The organism is Micromonospora sp. NPDC048868 (assembly GCF_043198195.1).
In the GTDB taxonomy this organism is placed as follows: domain Bacteria; phylum Actinomycetota; class Actinomycetes; order Mycobacteriales; family Micromonosporaceae; genus Micromonospora; species Micromonospora reichwaldensis.
Window position 1 is genome coordinate 141631 of the sequence record NZ_JBICUN010000005.1, and the last position, 14865, is coordinate 156495.

Genomic DNA, 14865 nt, shown 5'->3' on the forward strand with positions numbered 1-14865 from the left:
GGGCCACTCCGGCAGGGCGTGATCATCCGCGCAGGTGGGGCGCCCGGGGCCGGGCGTTAGGGTCCCGGGCATGCCGTTCGACATCGCCCGCACCCGGGCCGCCTACCCCGCCCTCGCCGAGGGCTTCGTCCACCTCGACGGCGCCGGGGGCACCCAGACCGCCGCCGGAGTCGTCGACGCGGTCACCGCCGCCATGCGCGCGGCGGTGGGCAACCGTAGCGCCGCCTTCGCGCCCGGCCGACGCTCGCTGGAGATGGTGGCCGCCGCCCGCTCGGCCGTGGCCGACCTGCTCGGCGCCGAACCCGACGGGGTGGTGCTGGGGCCGAGCGCCACGGCGCTGACGTACACCCTGGCCCGGACCCTGGGTGCCGGCTGGCGGCCCGGCGACGAGGTCGTGGTCTCCCGGCTCGACCACGATGCGAACGTACGCCCCTGGGTGCAGGCCGCCGAGGCGGCCGGCGCGACGGTGCGCTGGGCCGAGTTCGACCGGGACACCGCCGAACTGCCGGCGGCCCGCTACGCGGAACTGGTCGGCGAGCGGACCCGGCTGGTCGCGGTGACCGCGGGCAGCAACGCGACAGGCACCGTCCCGGACGTGGCGGCGATCGCCGCGACCGCGCACGCCGCCGGCGCGCTGGTCTGCGTCGACGGGGTGCACTCGGTGCCGCACGGGCCCACCGACGTCGCCGCGCTGGGCGCCGACTTCCTGGTCACCAGCGCCTACAAGTGGTCGGGGCCGCACCTGGCCGCGATGGTGGCCGCCCCGGCGACGTGGGAGCGGCTGCGCCCGGCGAAGCTGCTGCCCTCCTCCGACGCGGTGCCGGACCGCTTCGAGTACGGCACCCCGAGCTTCCCCCTGCTGGCCGGCGTGGCCGCCGCCGTGGACCACCTGGCCGGGCTGGACCCGGCGGCCACCGGGAGCCGCCGCGAGCGGCTGGTCGTCGGGCTGGGCGCCGCGCGGGCGTACGAGGAGTCGCTGCTGGACCGGCTGCTCGCCGGGCTGGCCGCGCTGCCCGGCGTCACGGTGCTCGGCTCCCCCGCCCGGCGCTGCCCGACGGTGTCCTTCCGGCTGGCCGGGCTCTCCCCGCAGCGGACCCAGGAAGAGCTGGGCGCGGCCGGCTTCTGCCTCTCCGCCGGCGACTACTACGCGTACGAGTACTTCCAGGCGATGGGGCTGCGCGACAGCGGCGGGGCGGTGCGCGCCAGCCTCTACCACTACAACACGGCGGAAGAGGTGGACCGGTTGCTCGACGAACTGGACCGGCTCGCCGGTCGCGGGGGCAGAATGGCCGGGTGAGCACCCTGGTCGAGGACAATCCCGCCAAGCACCGCTTCGAGATCCTGGTCGACGACGCGCTGGCCGGGTTCACCGCGTACCTGCCGCGCGGCGAGGTGCTGATCTTCACCCACACCGAGGTCGACCCGAGGTTCCAGAACATGGGCGTCGGCGCGGCCCTGATCCGGGGCACCCTCGACCAGCTCCGCGAACGCGGCACGACGGTGGTGCCGCGCTGCCCGTTCATGGCGGCCTTCATCGGCCGCCACCCCGAGTACGCCGACCTGGTCACCCCCGAGCCGTAGCCCGGGGGCACCGGTCGGGGGTGCGGGGGCGGTCAGCGACCCGTCAGCAGCCCGACGGCGGCGTGGGCGGCGGCCCGGGTGGCGCCGTGGGTGGCGACGTGGACCGCGCCGGTGACCAGCTCGGGCACGCCCAGCTCGACCACGACCGCGTCCGGGCGGGCGGCCAGCGCTCGGCTCACGGACGCCCGCATCCAGTCGTGCCGGTGCAGGTCGCGCACCACCAGCACCACGCACCGGCCGGCCGCCCCGGCGGTCGGGTCGGCGGGCACGTCGGCCTCGGCGTAGCGGACGGTGGTGGTGCCGGCGAGCAGGTCGGCCAGCGGGGCGGCGAGCCCCCACGGGGTCTCCGGACCGATCGCGATGTTGCGCGGCGGCTCGAACTCGACCACGTGGGCGGGACCGGTCAGCGGCAGCGCGCCGACGCCGGCGGGCGCGGTGGTGACCCGCAGCGCCCGGCGGGCGGCGGCCAGCCCGACGGCCGAACCGGCGGCGCTCGGGCGCGACCGGGACGGCCGCTCGGCCCGGGCGGCCACCGTCCAGGCGGCGAGCTGCCCCACCCGCTTGGCCGCCTCGGCGAGGCGCTCCTCGGGCAGATCGCCGGCGACGACCGCCGCGACGATGGCGTCCCGCAGCAGCCGGGCCGACCCCTCGTCGGCGCGCTCCCCGCCGATGCAGATCGCGTCGGCGCCCGCGGCGAGGGCGCGCACCGCCGTGCCGGCGAAGCCGTACCGGTCGGCGACCGCCCGCATCTCCACCGCGTCGGTGACCACGACGCCGGAGAAGCCCAGCTCGTCGCGGAGCAGCCCGCCCAGGATCCGGCTGCTGAGGGTGGCGGGCAGCTCCGGGTCCAGCGCCGGCACCAGCAGGTGGCCGGTCATCACGGCCTGCACCCCGGCGGCGACGGCGGCCCGGAACGGGGCCAGCTCCACGGCGTCGAGGCGGGCCCGGTCGGCGCCGATCCGGGGCAGGTCGTGGTGCGAGTCGACCTGGGTGTCGCCGTGCCCCGGGAAGTGCTTGGCGCAGGCGGCGACCCCGCCCGACTGGAGGCCGCGTACCCAGGCGGCGGTGTGCCGGGCGACCAGCGCCGGCTCGGCGCCGAAGGCGCGTACGCCGATCACCGGGTTGGCCGGGTTGGAGTTGACGTCGGCGTCGGGGGCGTAGTCGAGGGTGATCCCCAGCGCGGCGAGGTCGGCGCCCAGGTCGCGGGCGACCTCCTCGGTCAGCGCCGGGTCGTCCACCGCGCCGAGGGCGAAGTTGCCGGGCCGGGAGCTGCCCCGGGCGGACTCGATCCGGGTGACGTCGCCGGCCTCCTCGTCGATGGCGACGACGACGTCGGGGCGCTCGGCGCGCAGCGTGGCGGTGAGGGCGGCCACCTGCTCCGGGTCGACCACGTTGCGGGCGAAGAGCACCACGGAGCCGAGGCCCTCGCCGAGCCAGCGGCAGATCCAGGGTGGCGGCGTGGTGCCGACGAAGCCCGGCTGGAGGACGGCGGCGGCCAGGGCCGTCAGGCTCCCGTCGCGCCCGCTCACGCCGGCCTGCCGGTGTGGTGGCTGATGTGTCGCTCGCTCATGCGGTCGTCGTACCCCCGTCTTCTCCGCGCCCGGCGGCCCGCCACCGGCGGCGGTGCTGACATGGTCACACCGTGCGAGTAAATAGTCAATAAACCTTACAGTTGCCGTCGGGCGCGGAGCTGGGGACAGTTCGGGGATGGATCCCCTGCTGCTGGCCGACGCGACGAGCCCGGCCGACATCCCCGGCGTACGCATGCTCGGCCTTGTCGTCGGCGGCCTCCTGCTGCTCGCCGCGATCCGCGCGATGTTCCGGCGCTGAGGCGCCGCCCGGCGCCGGCACCGCGGTTCGGCGGCGGCCGTCGGGGTACCGCCTGCCTCGTTGGACCGGTACGACACGGCGAGGGGGAACGATGAGGATCGGCTACTTTCTGTCCACCGAGGAGTACACGCCGGCCGAACTGCTGGAGCAGGCGCGCGGCGCGGAGCGGGCCGGCTTCGAGGCGCTCTGGATCTCCGACCACTACCACCCGTGGACGGACGCGCAGGGGCAGAGCCCCTTCGTCTGGTCGATGATCGGCGCGCTCAGCCAGGTCTGCCAGCTCCCGGTCACCACCGCCGTGACCTGCCCGACCGTGCGCCTCCACCCGGCCGTCCTCGCGCAGGCGGCGGCCACCAGCGCGGTCCTGCACTCCGGGCGGTTCGTGCTCGGGGTGGGCAGCGGCGAGGCGCTCAACGAGCACATCCTCGGCGACGCCTGGCCGCAGGCCGACGTCCGGCTGGAGATGCTGGAGGAGGCCGTCGAGGTGATGCGCGAGCTGTGGCGGGGCGGCTTCGTCAACCACCACGGCAAGCACTACACCGTCGAGCACGCCCGGATCTACACCCTGCCGGACGCTCCCCCGCCGGTCTACGTCTCGGGCTTCGGCCCCAAGGCCGTCGACCTCGCCGCCCGCATCGGCGACGGCTTCGTCAACACCTCGCCCGACGCCGAACTCGTCCGGCGGTTCCGGGAGAACGGCGGCGGCGACAAGCCGTGCCAGGCCGGCTTCAAGGCGGCGTACGCGCCCAGCGAGGAGGAGGGCGTGCGGATCGCGTACGAGCGCTGGCCGAACGCCGGGGTGCCCGGCGAGCTGTCCCAGGTGCTGCCCTCGCCGCGGCACTTCGAGCAGGCCGGCGAGCTGGTCCGGCCGGAGGCGATGAAGGACGCCTTCGTCTGCGGGCGGGACACCGACGCGCACCTGGCGAAGATCGACCAGTACGCCAAGGCCGGCTTCGACGAGGTCTACGTGGCCAACACCGGCCCGAACTGGCAGGGCCTGCTCGACCTCTACCAGCGCGAGGTGTTCCCCCGCGTACGCTGACCGCCGCCTCAGGTGTAAGGAAGGGCCCCTTCCTTACACCTGAGCGCGGTTTCGGCGCTGGTCGCGTCGGGTACCTCCGGCCCTCGATGAAACTGTCCACGCACTCCACGACACTGCGCCGCGCGGCCAAGAGCCTCTTCGGCTGGACCGCACTGCGGCCCCACCAGTTGGCCGCCATGCGGGCGGTCATGAAGCGCCGTGACGCCCTGGTGGTGCTGCCCACCGGCGCCGGCAAGTCGGCGATCTACCAGATCCCGGCCAGCCTGATCCCCGGCCCGACCGTGGTGATCTCCCCGCTGCTCGCCCTCCAGCAGGACCAGATCGCGGCGCTCAACGAGCGGCAGCGGCCGGAGCTGCGTGCGGTGCGGATCAGCTCGAACGAGTCGGCCACCCAGCAGGCGCAGGCGATCACCGAGATCCGCGAGGGGCGGGCCGAGTTCCTCTTCATCACCCCGGAGCAGCTCGCCAACCCGGACCGGATGGCCGAGGTGAAGTCGCTGAAGCCGGCGCTGGTGGCGATCGACGAGGCGCACTGCATCTCCGCCTGGGGGCACGACTTCCGCCCCGACTACCTGGCGCTGGGTCACCTCATCGACGGCATCGGCCGGCCCCCGGTGGTGGCGCTGACCGCCACCGCCTCCCCGCCCGTACGCGACGACATCATCGCCCGGCTGCGGCTGACCGAGCCCGAGGTGGTGGTCTCCGGGCTGGACCGGCCGAACCTGTTCCTCGAGGTGGCGCACTGCCCGACGGAGGACTACCGGTGGCGGCGGCTGCTCGCCCTGCTGAGCGACGACACCCGGCCCGGCATCATCTACGTGCCCACCCGGCGCTCCGCCGAGGAGTTGGCGGCCCGGCTCACCGACGCCGGTTACCCGGCCCAGTACTACCACGGCGGGATGGCGGCCGGGCCGCGCGCCGAGCTGCACGAGGCGTTCCTCGCCGACCAGGTGCCGATCATGGTCGCCACCTCGGCGTTCGGCATGGGCATCGACAAGCCGAACATCGCCTGGGTGGTCCACATGGCGCTGCCGGACTCGCCGGACAGCTACTTCCAGGAGATCGGGCGGGCCGGCCGCGACGGCGCCCCGGCCCGGGTGCTGCTGCTGTGGCAGGGCGAGGACGTCGGGCTGCAACGGTTCTTCAGCGGCGGCCTGCCGAACGCCGACGAGCTGCGCGACCTGTCCGCGCTGCTGCGCAAGAAGGCACGGAACAAGAAGGAGCTGCGCGAGCTCACCGGGCTCGGCCCGCGCAAGCTCGGCCAGTACCTCGCCCTGCTGGAGCAGGTCGGCGCGGCCGAGCCGAGGGCGAAGCAGCGCATCGGCGTCCCCCGCTACTCCCCCGCGCCCGTGGACGCCGCCGCGGCGGCCCTGGCGGAGGCCGAGCGGCAGCAGACCGTGACCCGGTCGCGTACCGACATGATGCGGGCCTTCGCCGAGACCACCGCCTGCCGGGGGCAGACGCTGCTGGCCTACTTCGGTGAGCAGATGACCGAGCTCTGCGGGCACTGCGACAACTGCCACGCCGGCACCAGCACCCCCGACGACGGCGCGGTCGGGCCCTTCCCCGTGCACAGCCAGGTCCGGCACCCGGAGTGGGGGCACGGCCTGGTGCTGAGCTACGAGGAGGACCGGATGACGGTTCTCTTCGACGAGGTGGGGTACAAGACGCTGTCCGTCAGCGTGGTGTCCGAACAGGGCCTGCTGACCCTCGACTAGCCTGAGCCGGGCACCGCTGGCCGGGGCCGTGGACGACGAGCGACATCAGTGCGGAAAGGGGCTTTGCCGTGATCGAGCAGCCGGCGTACACCGGATTCGGTTTCTCCGACGAGGAGTGGGGGCTGTTGGTCGGCCTGCCGCAGTCGGTGCTGACCGCGGCGAGCGCCGCAGAGTCCGACGGCACCCGGCGCACCATGGCCGAGAACGCCGCCGGGCTGGAGACCATCGCCGCCGGCCGGGAGTCGGCCAGCCCGCTGGTCGCGGCCGTGGCCGGCGAGATCGTCACCCGGGTGGGCGACCCGGAGGCCGGCGAGGAGATGCCGGTCATCGCGCCGTCCGACCCCCGCGCCTACCTGGAGGACGTGCTGGGCCGGGCCAGGGAGGCGGCGGTGCTGCTGGCCGCCCGGACGGACGAGGGCGAGGCCGGCGCCTACAAGCACTGGCTGGTGGAGATCGCCGAGCAGGTGGTGGGCGCGGCCTCCAGCGGCGGCATCCTGGGTCTCGGCGGGGACGTGGTCAGCGACTCGGAGCGGCGCTTCCGCGACCGGCTCTCCCAGGTGCTCAACGACTGACGCGACGACGACGGCGGCACCGGATCTCGTCCGGTGCCGCCGTCGCGTACCCCCAGGGTGGTGTCGGTCAGGCCACGCGGCGGCGGAACAGCACGGCGGTCAGGGGCACCGAGACGGCCAGGACGCCGAGGCACCAGGCCACCGCCAGGGCCGGGGCGGTGCCCGTCGGCGTGCCCAGCAGCAGGGCGCGCAGCGTCTCGATGACGGGCGTGACGGGCTGGTGGTCGGCGAAGCCGCGGATCCAGCCCGGCATCGTCTCCACCGGCACGAAGGCGCTGCTCGGGTACGGCAGGAACATCGCCAGGAAGGTGAAGCCGCTGGCGGCCTCCGGGGTGCGGGCCAGCAGGCCGAACGCGGCCGACAGCCAGGACACGGCGAGCAGGAAGAGCAGCAGCACCCCGAACGCGGCCAGCCAGCGCAGCGGGTCCACGGCCGGGCGGAAGCCGATGGCGACGGCGAGGGCCAGCACCAGCACGGTGGAGACGGTGTTGCGGGCGATGCTGGCGGCGACGTGCCCACCGAGGATCGCGGTGGCGCTGACGTCCATCGTGCGGAACCGCTCGATGATCCCGTTGGTCAGGTCGGTGGTCACGCTGACGGCGGTGGTCGCCGCGCCGAAGCTGGCGCAGAGCAGCAGGACGCCGGGCACGACGTAGGTGACGTAGCGGGTGCCGGTGTCGATCGCGCCCCCGAACAGGTAGACGAAGAGCAGCATCAGCAGCACCGGCAGCAGCAGCGAGGTCAGCAGCGCGTCGACGTTGCGCCGGGACAGCCGTACGCAGCGCGCCATCATGACGAGGGCCTCGCCGGCACGGGTCGGCCGCAGGGTCAGCTCAGACACCGGCCGCCTCCCGCCGGGCGGGCACCGGGTCGCCGGTGAGGGTGAGGAAGACGTCGTCCAGGGTCGCCTCGCGGACGGTGAACCGGGCGAGCCCCTGCCGGTCGGGGTCGACCTCGTCGAGCAGGTGGCGGATCTCCGGCGCGCCGCCGTCGGTGGCGACCGCCAGCTCCAGCCGGGCCGGGTCGCGGTGCGTGACGCGCCCGCCGAGGCGGTGCGCCGCCTCGGCGAAGCTCCGCGCGTCACGCAGCGTCAGCTCCAGCCGGTGGGCGCCGAACCGGCGCTTCAGGTCGTCCGCGCTGCCCTCGGCGGCCAGCCGGCCCCCGTGCAGCACCGCGATCCGGTCGGCGAGGCGGTCGGCCTCCTCCAGGTACTGCGTGGTGAGCAGCACGGTCACTCCGGCACCGGCCAGCTCGGCGACCACCTCCCACAGCCCCTGCCGGCTGCGCGGGTCGAGGCCGGTGGTCGGCTCGTCGAGGAAGATCACGGACGGCTGACCGACCAGGCTGGCCGCGAGGTCGAGCCGGCGGCGCATCCCGCCGGAGTAGGTCACCACCCGACGGCCGCCGGCGGCGACCAGGTCGAAGCGCTCCAGCAGGTCCGTGGCGCGCCGCCGGGCGGCGGCCGGGGTCAGCCCGGCCAGCCGGGCCATCATGTGCAGGTTCTCCGCGCCCGTCTGCTGGTCGTCGAGCGCCGCGTGCTGGCCGGCGAGGCTGATCGCCCGCCGGACCCGGCTCCGGTCGCGGACCACGTCGTGGCCGTCCACGCGGGCCACGCCCCCGTCGGGCGTGGTGAGCGTGGCCAGGATCCGGACGGTCGTGGTCTTGCCCGCCCCGTTCGGGCCGAGCAGGGCGTGCACGCTGCCCGGGGCGACCCGCATGTTCAGGCCGTCGAGCACCGCCACCCCGCCGTAGGACCTGCGTAGGTCGACGGTCTCCACCGCCGCGTCTGTCACTCCCATCGCCCCTCACTCTCCGCGTTCTGCGTACGTCATACGCTGTTCTGCGTGCACCATACGCAGAAGCTAGGATGGCGGTCAACACCGCGTACCGGGAGGTGAGGATGAGCGACGCCGACGTCGAGCTGCCGGAGAGCATCGAGCTCGCCTGGGGCCTGCGGGAACGACCCGGCAAGGGACCCCGGCGCAGCCTCACGATGCGGCAGGTGGTGGCCGCCGGCATCCGGGTGGCCGAGGCCGACGGGCTGCCGGCGGTGTCGATGAGCCGGGTCGCCGGCGAGCTGGGCGTGGCGACCATGTCGCTCTACCGCTACGTCTCCGCCAAGAACGACCTGCTGGAGCTCATGGCCGACACCGCGTACGGGGACCCGCCCGCGCCACGCGCCCCGGGCGAGGGCTGGCGGCCGGCGCTCGCCCGCTGGGCGCTGGCCAACGTGACGGCCATCCACCGCCACCCGTGGATCCGGCAGGTCCCGATCAGCGGCCCGCCGTTGGGCCCCAACCAGGTGCGCTGGATGGAGCAGGGGCTGGCCGCCCTGCACGGCACCGGCCTGCACGGCGTCGAGCGGCTCTCGACGATCATGCTGGTCAGCGGGTACGCCCGGAACTGGGCCACCCTCACCGCCGACCTCGACGAGGCTGCGGCGCGCGAACAACTCGACCCCGACGACGCCGGGGTGCGGTACTGGCAGCAGCTCGCCCTGCTGACCCGGCACGGCGCCTACCCGGCGATCCGGGAGCTGCTGGCGGAGAGCGTCGAGGGAGAGCAGGACGAGGTGTTCGACACGGAGTGGCAGTTCGGCCTCGACCGGATCCTCGACGGCGTCGAGGTGCTGATCCGGGGCCGGACGGCCACGGCCTGACCCGGGGCCGGGAAACGCGCTGGGCGGGGCGGGTGCCCACGATGGACAATGGGCGTCGGACCGGCGCGAGGACGGGGGAGCGGATGCTTCGGCGGACCGTCGTCGACACCGAGCAGGTGCCGGCGGCCGAACGCTTCGACATGTGGCTCGACGTCGTGGCGCGTACGGCCTCGCCGCTGCGGATCCGCACCGAGCACGCGCACGACTTCACCGCCCGGGCGGAGATCGTCGAGCTCGGCCCGATCCAGGTGGTCAACTACCGGTACCCGTCGCTGGAGGGCGTCCGGACGCCGAGGCTGGGACGCGAGTCGGCCCCGGAGATCTACACGCTGGCGCTCACCGTCGACGGGGACGGCGCGGCCAGCCAGGCCGGCCGGAGCAGCGTGCTGGGGCCGGAGGAGTTCATCTTCTACGACGGGTCGCGGCCGCACGGGGTGCGGCACGTCGGCGACGACGGCGGCCGCGATCCGGCCCGTTCCGTCGTGGCGCTCATCCCGCACGCCGCGCTGCCACTGTCGCCGGACCGGCTGGCGCCGCTGCTCGGCGGCCGGATGTCGGGCACCGAGGGGATCGGCGCGCTGCTGGCCCAGTTCCTCCTCCAGATCGCCCACCATCCCGAGCAGTACCACGCCGCCGACGCCGCCCGCCTCGGTGCCGTCGGGCTCGACCTGGCGTCCACCATGCTCGGTCGGCACCTGGTGGCCGAGGACGTGGTGCCGACCGAGGTCCGCAGGCGCGCCCTCGTCACCCAGATGCGGGCGTACATCCAGCGGCATCTCGGGGACGCGACGCTGAGCCCGCAGGTGGTGGCGGACGCGCACCACGTCTCGCTGCGTACCCTGCACCGGCTCTTCGCGGCCGAGGAGTCGACTGTCGCGTCGTACATCCGGGAGCTGCGGCTGGCGCGGTGCCGGCACGACCTCGCCGACCCGGGCCTGCGCGGCCAGCCGATCCAGGCGATCGGGGCGCGCTGGGGCTTCCCCGACAAGGCCCACTTCAGCCGGATCTTCCGCAAGGCGCACGGCGTCGGGCCGCAGGCCTGGCGGGCCGGCCAGGCGGAGTGAGCGCGGCACGGAGAGTCAACCCGGCGGCGTCCACGGTCAACCCGGTCGGGGCAGACTGACGTCGAGGTGTCCGATCCCTGCCTGCCCCGGCGCCGGCCGGGATCGGACCGCCGACGGGGGCCGAGGCGAGCCGCCCGCCGCCACGGGGGAGGCGGGCGGTCGCCCGGTGACCCGGACCGGCCCCGGCGCCCCCACCACAGGACGGCGCCGGGGCCGCCTCAGGCGTCCTCCAGCAGTTCGAGCACGATCCGCTCGGCCTTCTCGCGGGGCGTCGCGGGGTCGACCGGGGCCACCACGCCGTCGTGGAAGAGGTCGACCACGCGCGGGTCGACGTAGGACGTGCGGGCCACGGTGGCGGTGTTGCCGAGCAGCTCGGCGACGTCACGCATCACCGCCGCGACCGCCCGCCTGCCGGCGGTCGCCGAGCGCGGCGGGCCCACCGTCGCCAGTTCGGTCGCCGCCCGCACCGTGGCGTGCCAGGTACGGAAGTCCTTCGCCGTCATCTCCCCGCCGCTGGCGTCCCGCAGGTACTCGTTGACCTCGTCGCTGCGCACGTCGCGCCAGTCCCCGCCGTCTCGGTAGCCGAACAGGCGGTCGGCCGACCGGCGCTGGCGGCGCAGGTTGACAAGCACCCGGCACAGCTCCGGGTCCTCGATGCGACGCACCTGCTCGACGCCGCCCTTGGCGGGGAACTCGAACACCACGCAGCCACCCCGGGACCGGGCATGCTCGGGACGCAGGGTCGACACCCCGAACGTCGGCTCGTCGCCGGCCGCGTACTGGTCGCTGCCGACCCGGAACGTGCCCATGTCCAGCAGCCGGGTCACCGTCGCCAGCACCCGGTCGCGGTGCAGTCCCCGGCCGGACAGGTCCCGCCCGACCCGGTCGCGCAGCACCGGCAGCCGGCGGGCCACCTCCAGCACGTGGTCGAACTTCGCCTCGTCGCGCCTCGCCCGCCACGTCGGGTGGTAGAGGTACTGCTTGCGCCCGGCCGCGTCGATGCCCGTGGCCTGGATGTGCCCGTTCGGGTACGGACAGATCCACACGTCGCGCCAGGCGGGCGGGATCACCAGGTCACGCAGCCGGCCCAACCGGTCGGGGTCGCGGACCGGCTGCCCGGACGGGTCCAGGAAGAGCCAGCCCCGGCCGCGCCGGCGTCGCCCGTACCCCGGCCTGCCCGGATCACTACGCCGCAACCGCACGGGAGACCCGCACCGCCCGTTCCACCTCGTCCACGGCGGCCACCACCTCGTCGACCCCGATGGCCGCCAACGTCGGATGGCTTCCCACCCCCTCCCACCCGGGCCGTCCCTGTCCACCCGCCCACAGCACCCGGTGCCGGGGCCGGCCCGGCGGCGGCCCCCAGCGCGCCGGGGAGACCGGGCCGAAGAGCACCACCGACGGCGTGCGGTAGCCGGTCGCCAGGTGCGCCACGCCCGTGTCCCCGCTGACCACCAGCCGGGCGTACGCCACCAGCGCGGCCAGCCGGCCCAGGTCCGTCCGGCCGGCGAGCACCGCGTCGGCGGGCAGCCCCGCGGCGTCCGCGATCCGCTGCGCGGTGGCCCGCTCGTCGGGGCTGCCGGTGAGCACCACCCGGTGCCCCCGGGCGGCCAGGTCCCGCGCCAACGCGGCGAAGCGTCCGGGCGGCCAGCGCTTCGCTGGGATCTTGGAACCCGGGTGCAGCACGGTCACGCCGGTCGGGACGCCGCCGGGGGCCGGGCGCCGCAGGTCCAGGTCGATGCGGTCGGCGGGAATGCCGTACCAGTCGAGGAGCCGGCACCAGCGGTCGACCTCGTGTTCGTCGTCGCGCCATTCGGGGCCGTCGTGATGGCCGGCCTCGGGGCTGGCGTAGGCGAGCAGCCGACCGGGACGGGTGCCGGCGAGCATCCGGTGCGACTCGGGCCCCCGGCCGTGCAGGTTCACGGCGACGCGCGGCGTCCCCAGGGCCGGGTCGGGGCGACCGAGCCCGTCCGTGGGCACCAGCCGGTCGACGCCGCCGACCAGGGCGACCAGCGGCGCCAGCCAGCCGGGTGCCGCCAGGACGAGGTCCCGGCCGGGGTGGGCGGCACGCAGGGCGCGCAGGGCCGGGACGGCGGTGGCGAGGTCGCCGACGCCGAGGGCGCGCAGGGCGAGGATCACGGGTAGGAGGTCTCCTGGTCGGCGCAGACGACCATCTCGCGGACGGCGCAGCCGGCGGGTTGTGACAGCGCGAACATGACGGCGGCGGCGGTGTCGGCGGGGTCGTTCAGGACGGCGTCGGGACCGGGCTTGTACGCGGCGTCGCGCTCGTCGAAGAAGGCCGTGCGCATGCCGCCGGGGATGAGCAGCGTGACGCCGACCCTGCCGGCGAGTTCGGCGGCGAGGGCCCGGGTGAAGCCGACGACCCCGAACTTCGCGGCGCAGTACGCGGTCGCGTCGGCAACGGCCTTCACCCCGAGCGTGGAGGCGACGGTGACGACGCTCCCCCGGGAGGTCTCCAGGAAGGGCAGGGCGGCCCGTATGACGGCCGCCGTGGCGAGCAGGTCCACGGCAACGATCCGCTCCCAGGTCTCGCCGGGGGTGTCCGCCAGCTTCCCGGGCACGTCCATCCCCGCCGCGGTGACCACCGCGTCCAGCCCGCCCGAGCGCTCGGCGAGCTGCCGGGTGGCGGCCTCCGCGGCGCGGGTGTCGGCGAGGTCGCACTCCACCCACGGCACCCCGTCGGCGGGCGCCTGCCGGTCCAGCACCAGGGGACGTCCGCCGGCCCGGGCCACGGCCGCGACCACGGCGGCGCCCAGGCCGCTCGATCCGCCCGTGACGAGCACGGTGCGCCCCGCGCCGGGCGCCCCGGCGCTCATCGGGTCCCCTCCGTCGTGGTCGGTCCCGCGAGGCCGGCCCGCGCCCGTCCGGGCTCGCCGCCGGGTCTCCCCGAGGCGCCACCGGGAGCGGGACCGGCCGGCGGCACGGTGTCGGTGAGCGGCGGCCCGTCGAGCGGCCCGGCGGTGCCGGTGGAGCGGGCGGCGGCGATCAGCCCGGTCGTGGAGCGGCCGTCCAGGTACGGCACCACCACGGCGTTGCCGCCCCAGCGGCGCAGGACCTCCGCCTCGGGCAGGGCGGGCTCGCCGCCGTCACCGGCGTAGTCGCCACCCTTCACCCAGACGTCCGGCCGCAGCCACGACAGCGCCGCGTGCGGGGTGGCCTCGTCGAAGATCATGACCGCGTCGACGCAGCTCAGCGCCGCGAGCAGCCGGGCCCGGTCGCCCTGCGGGATCACCGGCCGGTCCGGGCCCTTCAGCCCCGACACGCTCGCGTCGGAGTTGAGGCAGACCACCAGGCAGTCGCCGAGCTGCCGGGCGGCCTGCAACGTCGCCACGTGCCCGGCGTGCAGCAGGTCGAAGCAGCCGCCGGTGGCCACCACCGTCCCGCCGGACGCGCGTACCGCCGACACCACGCCGGCCGCCGCGGCCACGCCGACGCGCTCGCCGCCGGGGCCGGAGACCGCCGGCGGCAGCGGACGCACCGCGCGCGGCAGCGCCGTCGCCACTCCCCCGCCGGCCACGTACGCCGACGCCTCGGCGACCGCCTCCTGCACCGCCTCGGAGACCAGCGCCCCCCGCGCCAGGGCGAGGCTGGCGGTGGCCGCGAACCGGTCACCGGCCCCGCAGGTGTCCCCCTCGGCGACGGCCGGGGCGGGCACCACCATCGGCGTCGCGCCGGCGTGGCAGAGCAGCGCCCCGTCCCCGCCCAGGGTCACCGCCACCGCGCCGGCGCGCCAGCGCTGGCGCAGCCCCTGGGCGCCCCGCGCCGCCGTCGCCAGCCGGGTCGCCCCCGGCGTGACCGTGACCAGCTCCCGCACCTCGGACTCGTTGGGGGTCACCAGGTGCACCCCCGCGACCGCCTCCGGTCCCCGTGGGTGCGGGTCCCAGACCACGGGGGCCCGGGTGGCGGCGAGCGCCGCCCGCAGCGCGGGCTGCCGGGCGACGCCCCGGCCGTAGTCGCTGACCAGCACGGCGGAGGCCCGGGCGAGCACCCGCAGCACCGCCTCGGACGGCTCGCCGGGCGTACCGGCCGCGCCGCCCCGGTCGTGGCGCAGCAGCACCCGGCCCCGGGCGCGCAGCCGGACCTTCTCCGGCGTGCCGCCGCGCAGCCCGAGGGGATACACCTGCACGCCGGCGTCGGTGAGCAACGAGGCGAGCCGGGCACCCCCCGCGTCGTCCGCCAACGCGGTCACCAGCACCACGTCGGCGCCCTGCGCGGCGGCGAAGACGGCGGCCAGCCCGGCGCCGCCGGGCCGGTCGACGTGCGCGGTCTCGTCCAGCACCGGCACCGGCGAGTCCGGGCAGAGCCGGTTCACCACCCCCTCGACGTCCCGGTCCAGCAGGGTGTCACCGACCACCACGACGGGTCCCCTCACGCTTCC

The 14865-nt window shown here is 75.7% G+C and carries 15 protein-coding genes; 8 read left to right on the forward strand and 7 right to left on the reverse strand.

Annotated elements, in window-relative coordinates:
* The first annotated feature begins 70 nt into the window (after window positions 1-70).
* Together ACGFNF_RS10125 and ACGFNF_RS10130 are read left to right on the forward strand one after the other, a co-directional pair.
* Complete coding sequence (locus ACGFNF_RS10125) at window positions 71-1297, forward strand: cysteine desulfurase-like protein (RefSeq protein ID WP_357578865.1); 1227 nt, start codon at window positions 71-73, stop codon at window positions 1295-1297.
* Window positions 1294-1581, forward strand: coding sequence for a GNAT family N-acetyltransferase (locus ACGFNF_RS10130; protein ID WP_393167058.1), 288 nt, complete (start codon window positions 1294-1296; stop codon window positions 1579-1581). The genes ACGFNF_RS10125 and ACGFNF_RS10130 overlap by 4 nt, the downstream gene beginning before the upstream one ends.
* Window positions 1582-1613: 32 nt before the next feature.
* Here the strand turns inward: ACGFNF_RS10130 and ACGFNF_RS10135 are convergent, their stop codons facing one another.
* The gene (locus tag ACGFNF_RS10135; RefSeq protein WP_357578863.1) at window positions 1614-3110 is read right to left on the reverse strand and encodes a glycoside hydrolase family 3 N-terminal domain-containing protein; all 1497 of its coding nucleotides are present in this window, start codon (window positions 3108-3110) and stop codon (window positions 1614-1616) included.
* Between the two features lie 178 nt (window positions 3111-3288).
* Between ACGFNF_RS10135 and ACGFNF_RS10140 the strand changes: the two genes are divergently transcribed.
* The 4 genes from ACGFNF_RS10140 (at window position 3289) to ACGFNF_RS10155 (ending at window position 6743) form a co-directional block, all read left to right on the forward strand.
* Window positions 3289-3411 carry a hypothetical protein gene (locus ACGFNF_RS10140; RefSeq protein ID WP_357578862.1) on the forward strand — a complete coding sequence of 41 codons (123 nt, stop codon included), beginning with the start codon at window positions 3289-3291 and terminating at the stop codon, window positions 3409-3411.
* A gap of 91 nt (window positions 3412-3502) precedes the next feature.
* Window positions 3503-4453, forward strand: a complete 951-nt coding sequence (locus tag ACGFNF_RS10145) for a TIGR03557 family F420-dependent LLM class oxidoreductase (protein WP_393167060.1) — start codon at window positions 3503-3505, stop codon at window positions 4451-4453.
* Window positions 4454-4539: 86 nt separating this feature from the next.
* Window positions 4540-6171 carry a RecQ family ATP-dependent DNA helicase gene (locus ACGFNF_RS10150; protein WP_393167062.1) on the forward strand — a complete coding sequence of 544 codons (1632 nt, stop codon included), beginning with the start codon at window positions 4540-4542 and terminating at the stop codon, window positions 6169-6171.
* 68 nt (window positions 6172-6239) lie between these two features.
* On the forward strand, window positions 6240-6743 hold the full coding sequence (locus ACGFNF_RS10155; RefSeq protein WP_132236000.1) for a hypothetical protein: 504 nt from the start codon (window positions 6240-6242) through the stop codon (window positions 6741-6743).
* A 67-nt stretch (window positions 6744-6810) separates the two neighbouring features.
* Here ACGFNF_RS10155 and ACGFNF_RS10160 read toward each other — a convergent pair whose 3' ends face one another.
* Together ACGFNF_RS10160 and ACGFNF_RS10165 are read right to left on the reverse strand one after the other, a co-directional pair.
* Complete coding sequence (locus ACGFNF_RS10160; RefSeq protein WP_225852357.1) at window positions 6811-7584, reverse strand: ABC transporter permease; 774 nt, start codon at window positions 7582-7584, stop codon at window positions 6811-6813.
* Window positions 7577-8542 (reverse strand): ATP-binding cassette domain-containing protein, encoded by a 966-nt coding sequence (locus ACGFNF_RS10165; protein WP_393167064.1) that lies wholly within the window; start codon window positions 8540-8542, stop codon window positions 7577-7579. Before ACGFNF_RS10165 ends, ACGFNF_RS10160 begins: the two co-directional genes overlap by 8 nt.
* Window positions 8543-8643: 101 nt before the next feature.
* Here ACGFNF_RS10165 and ACGFNF_RS10170 point away from each other — a divergent pair, with 101 nt between their 5' ends.
* Entirely contained in the window at window positions 8644-9402 is a 759-nt protein-coding gene (locus ACGFNF_RS10170; RefSeq protein ID WP_393167066.1) for a TetR/AcrR family transcriptional regulator, read from the forward strand.
* 83 nt (window positions 9403-9485) lie between these two features.
* Window positions 9486-10466 (forward strand): helix-turn-helix domain-containing protein, encoded by a 981-nt coding sequence (locus tag ACGFNF_RS10175; protein ID WP_393167068.1) that lies wholly within the window; start codon window positions 9486-9488, stop codon window positions 10464-10466.
* A 218-nt stretch (window positions 10467-10684) separates the two neighbouring features.
* Here the strand turns inward: ACGFNF_RS10175 and ACGFNF_RS10180 are convergent, their stop codons facing one another.
* Genes ACGFNF_RS10180 through ACGFNF_RS10195 form a run of 4 tightly spaced genes read right to left on the reverse strand, consistent with a single transcriptional unit; the run spans window position 10685 to window position 14859 of the window.
* Complete coding sequence (locus ACGFNF_RS10180; RefSeq protein WP_357578856.1) at window positions 10685-11668, reverse strand: DNA topoisomerase IB; 984 nt, start codon at window positions 11666-11668, stop codon at window positions 10685-10687.
* Window positions 11652-12605, reverse strand: coding sequence for a glycosyltransferase family 9 protein (locus ACGFNF_RS10185; RefSeq protein WP_393167070.1), 954 nt, complete (start codon window positions 12603-12605; stop codon window positions 11652-11654). The genes ACGFNF_RS10180 and ACGFNF_RS10185 overlap by 17 nt, the downstream gene beginning before the upstream one ends.
* Window positions 12602-13303: an SDR family oxidoreductase gene (locus ACGFNF_RS10190; protein WP_393167072.1), complete on the reverse strand. Its 702-nt coding sequence runs from the start codon at window positions 13301-13303 to the stop codon at window positions 12602-12604. Before ACGFNF_RS10190 ends, ACGFNF_RS10185 begins: the two co-directional genes overlap by 4 nt.
* Complete coding sequence (locus ACGFNF_RS10195; protein WP_393167074.1) at window positions 13300-14859, reverse strand: PfkB family carbohydrate kinase; 1560 nt, start codon at window positions 14857-14859, stop codon at window positions 13300-13302. The genes ACGFNF_RS10190 and ACGFNF_RS10195 overlap by 4 nt, the downstream gene beginning before the upstream one ends.
* Window positions 14860-14865 lie beyond the last annotated feature (6 nt).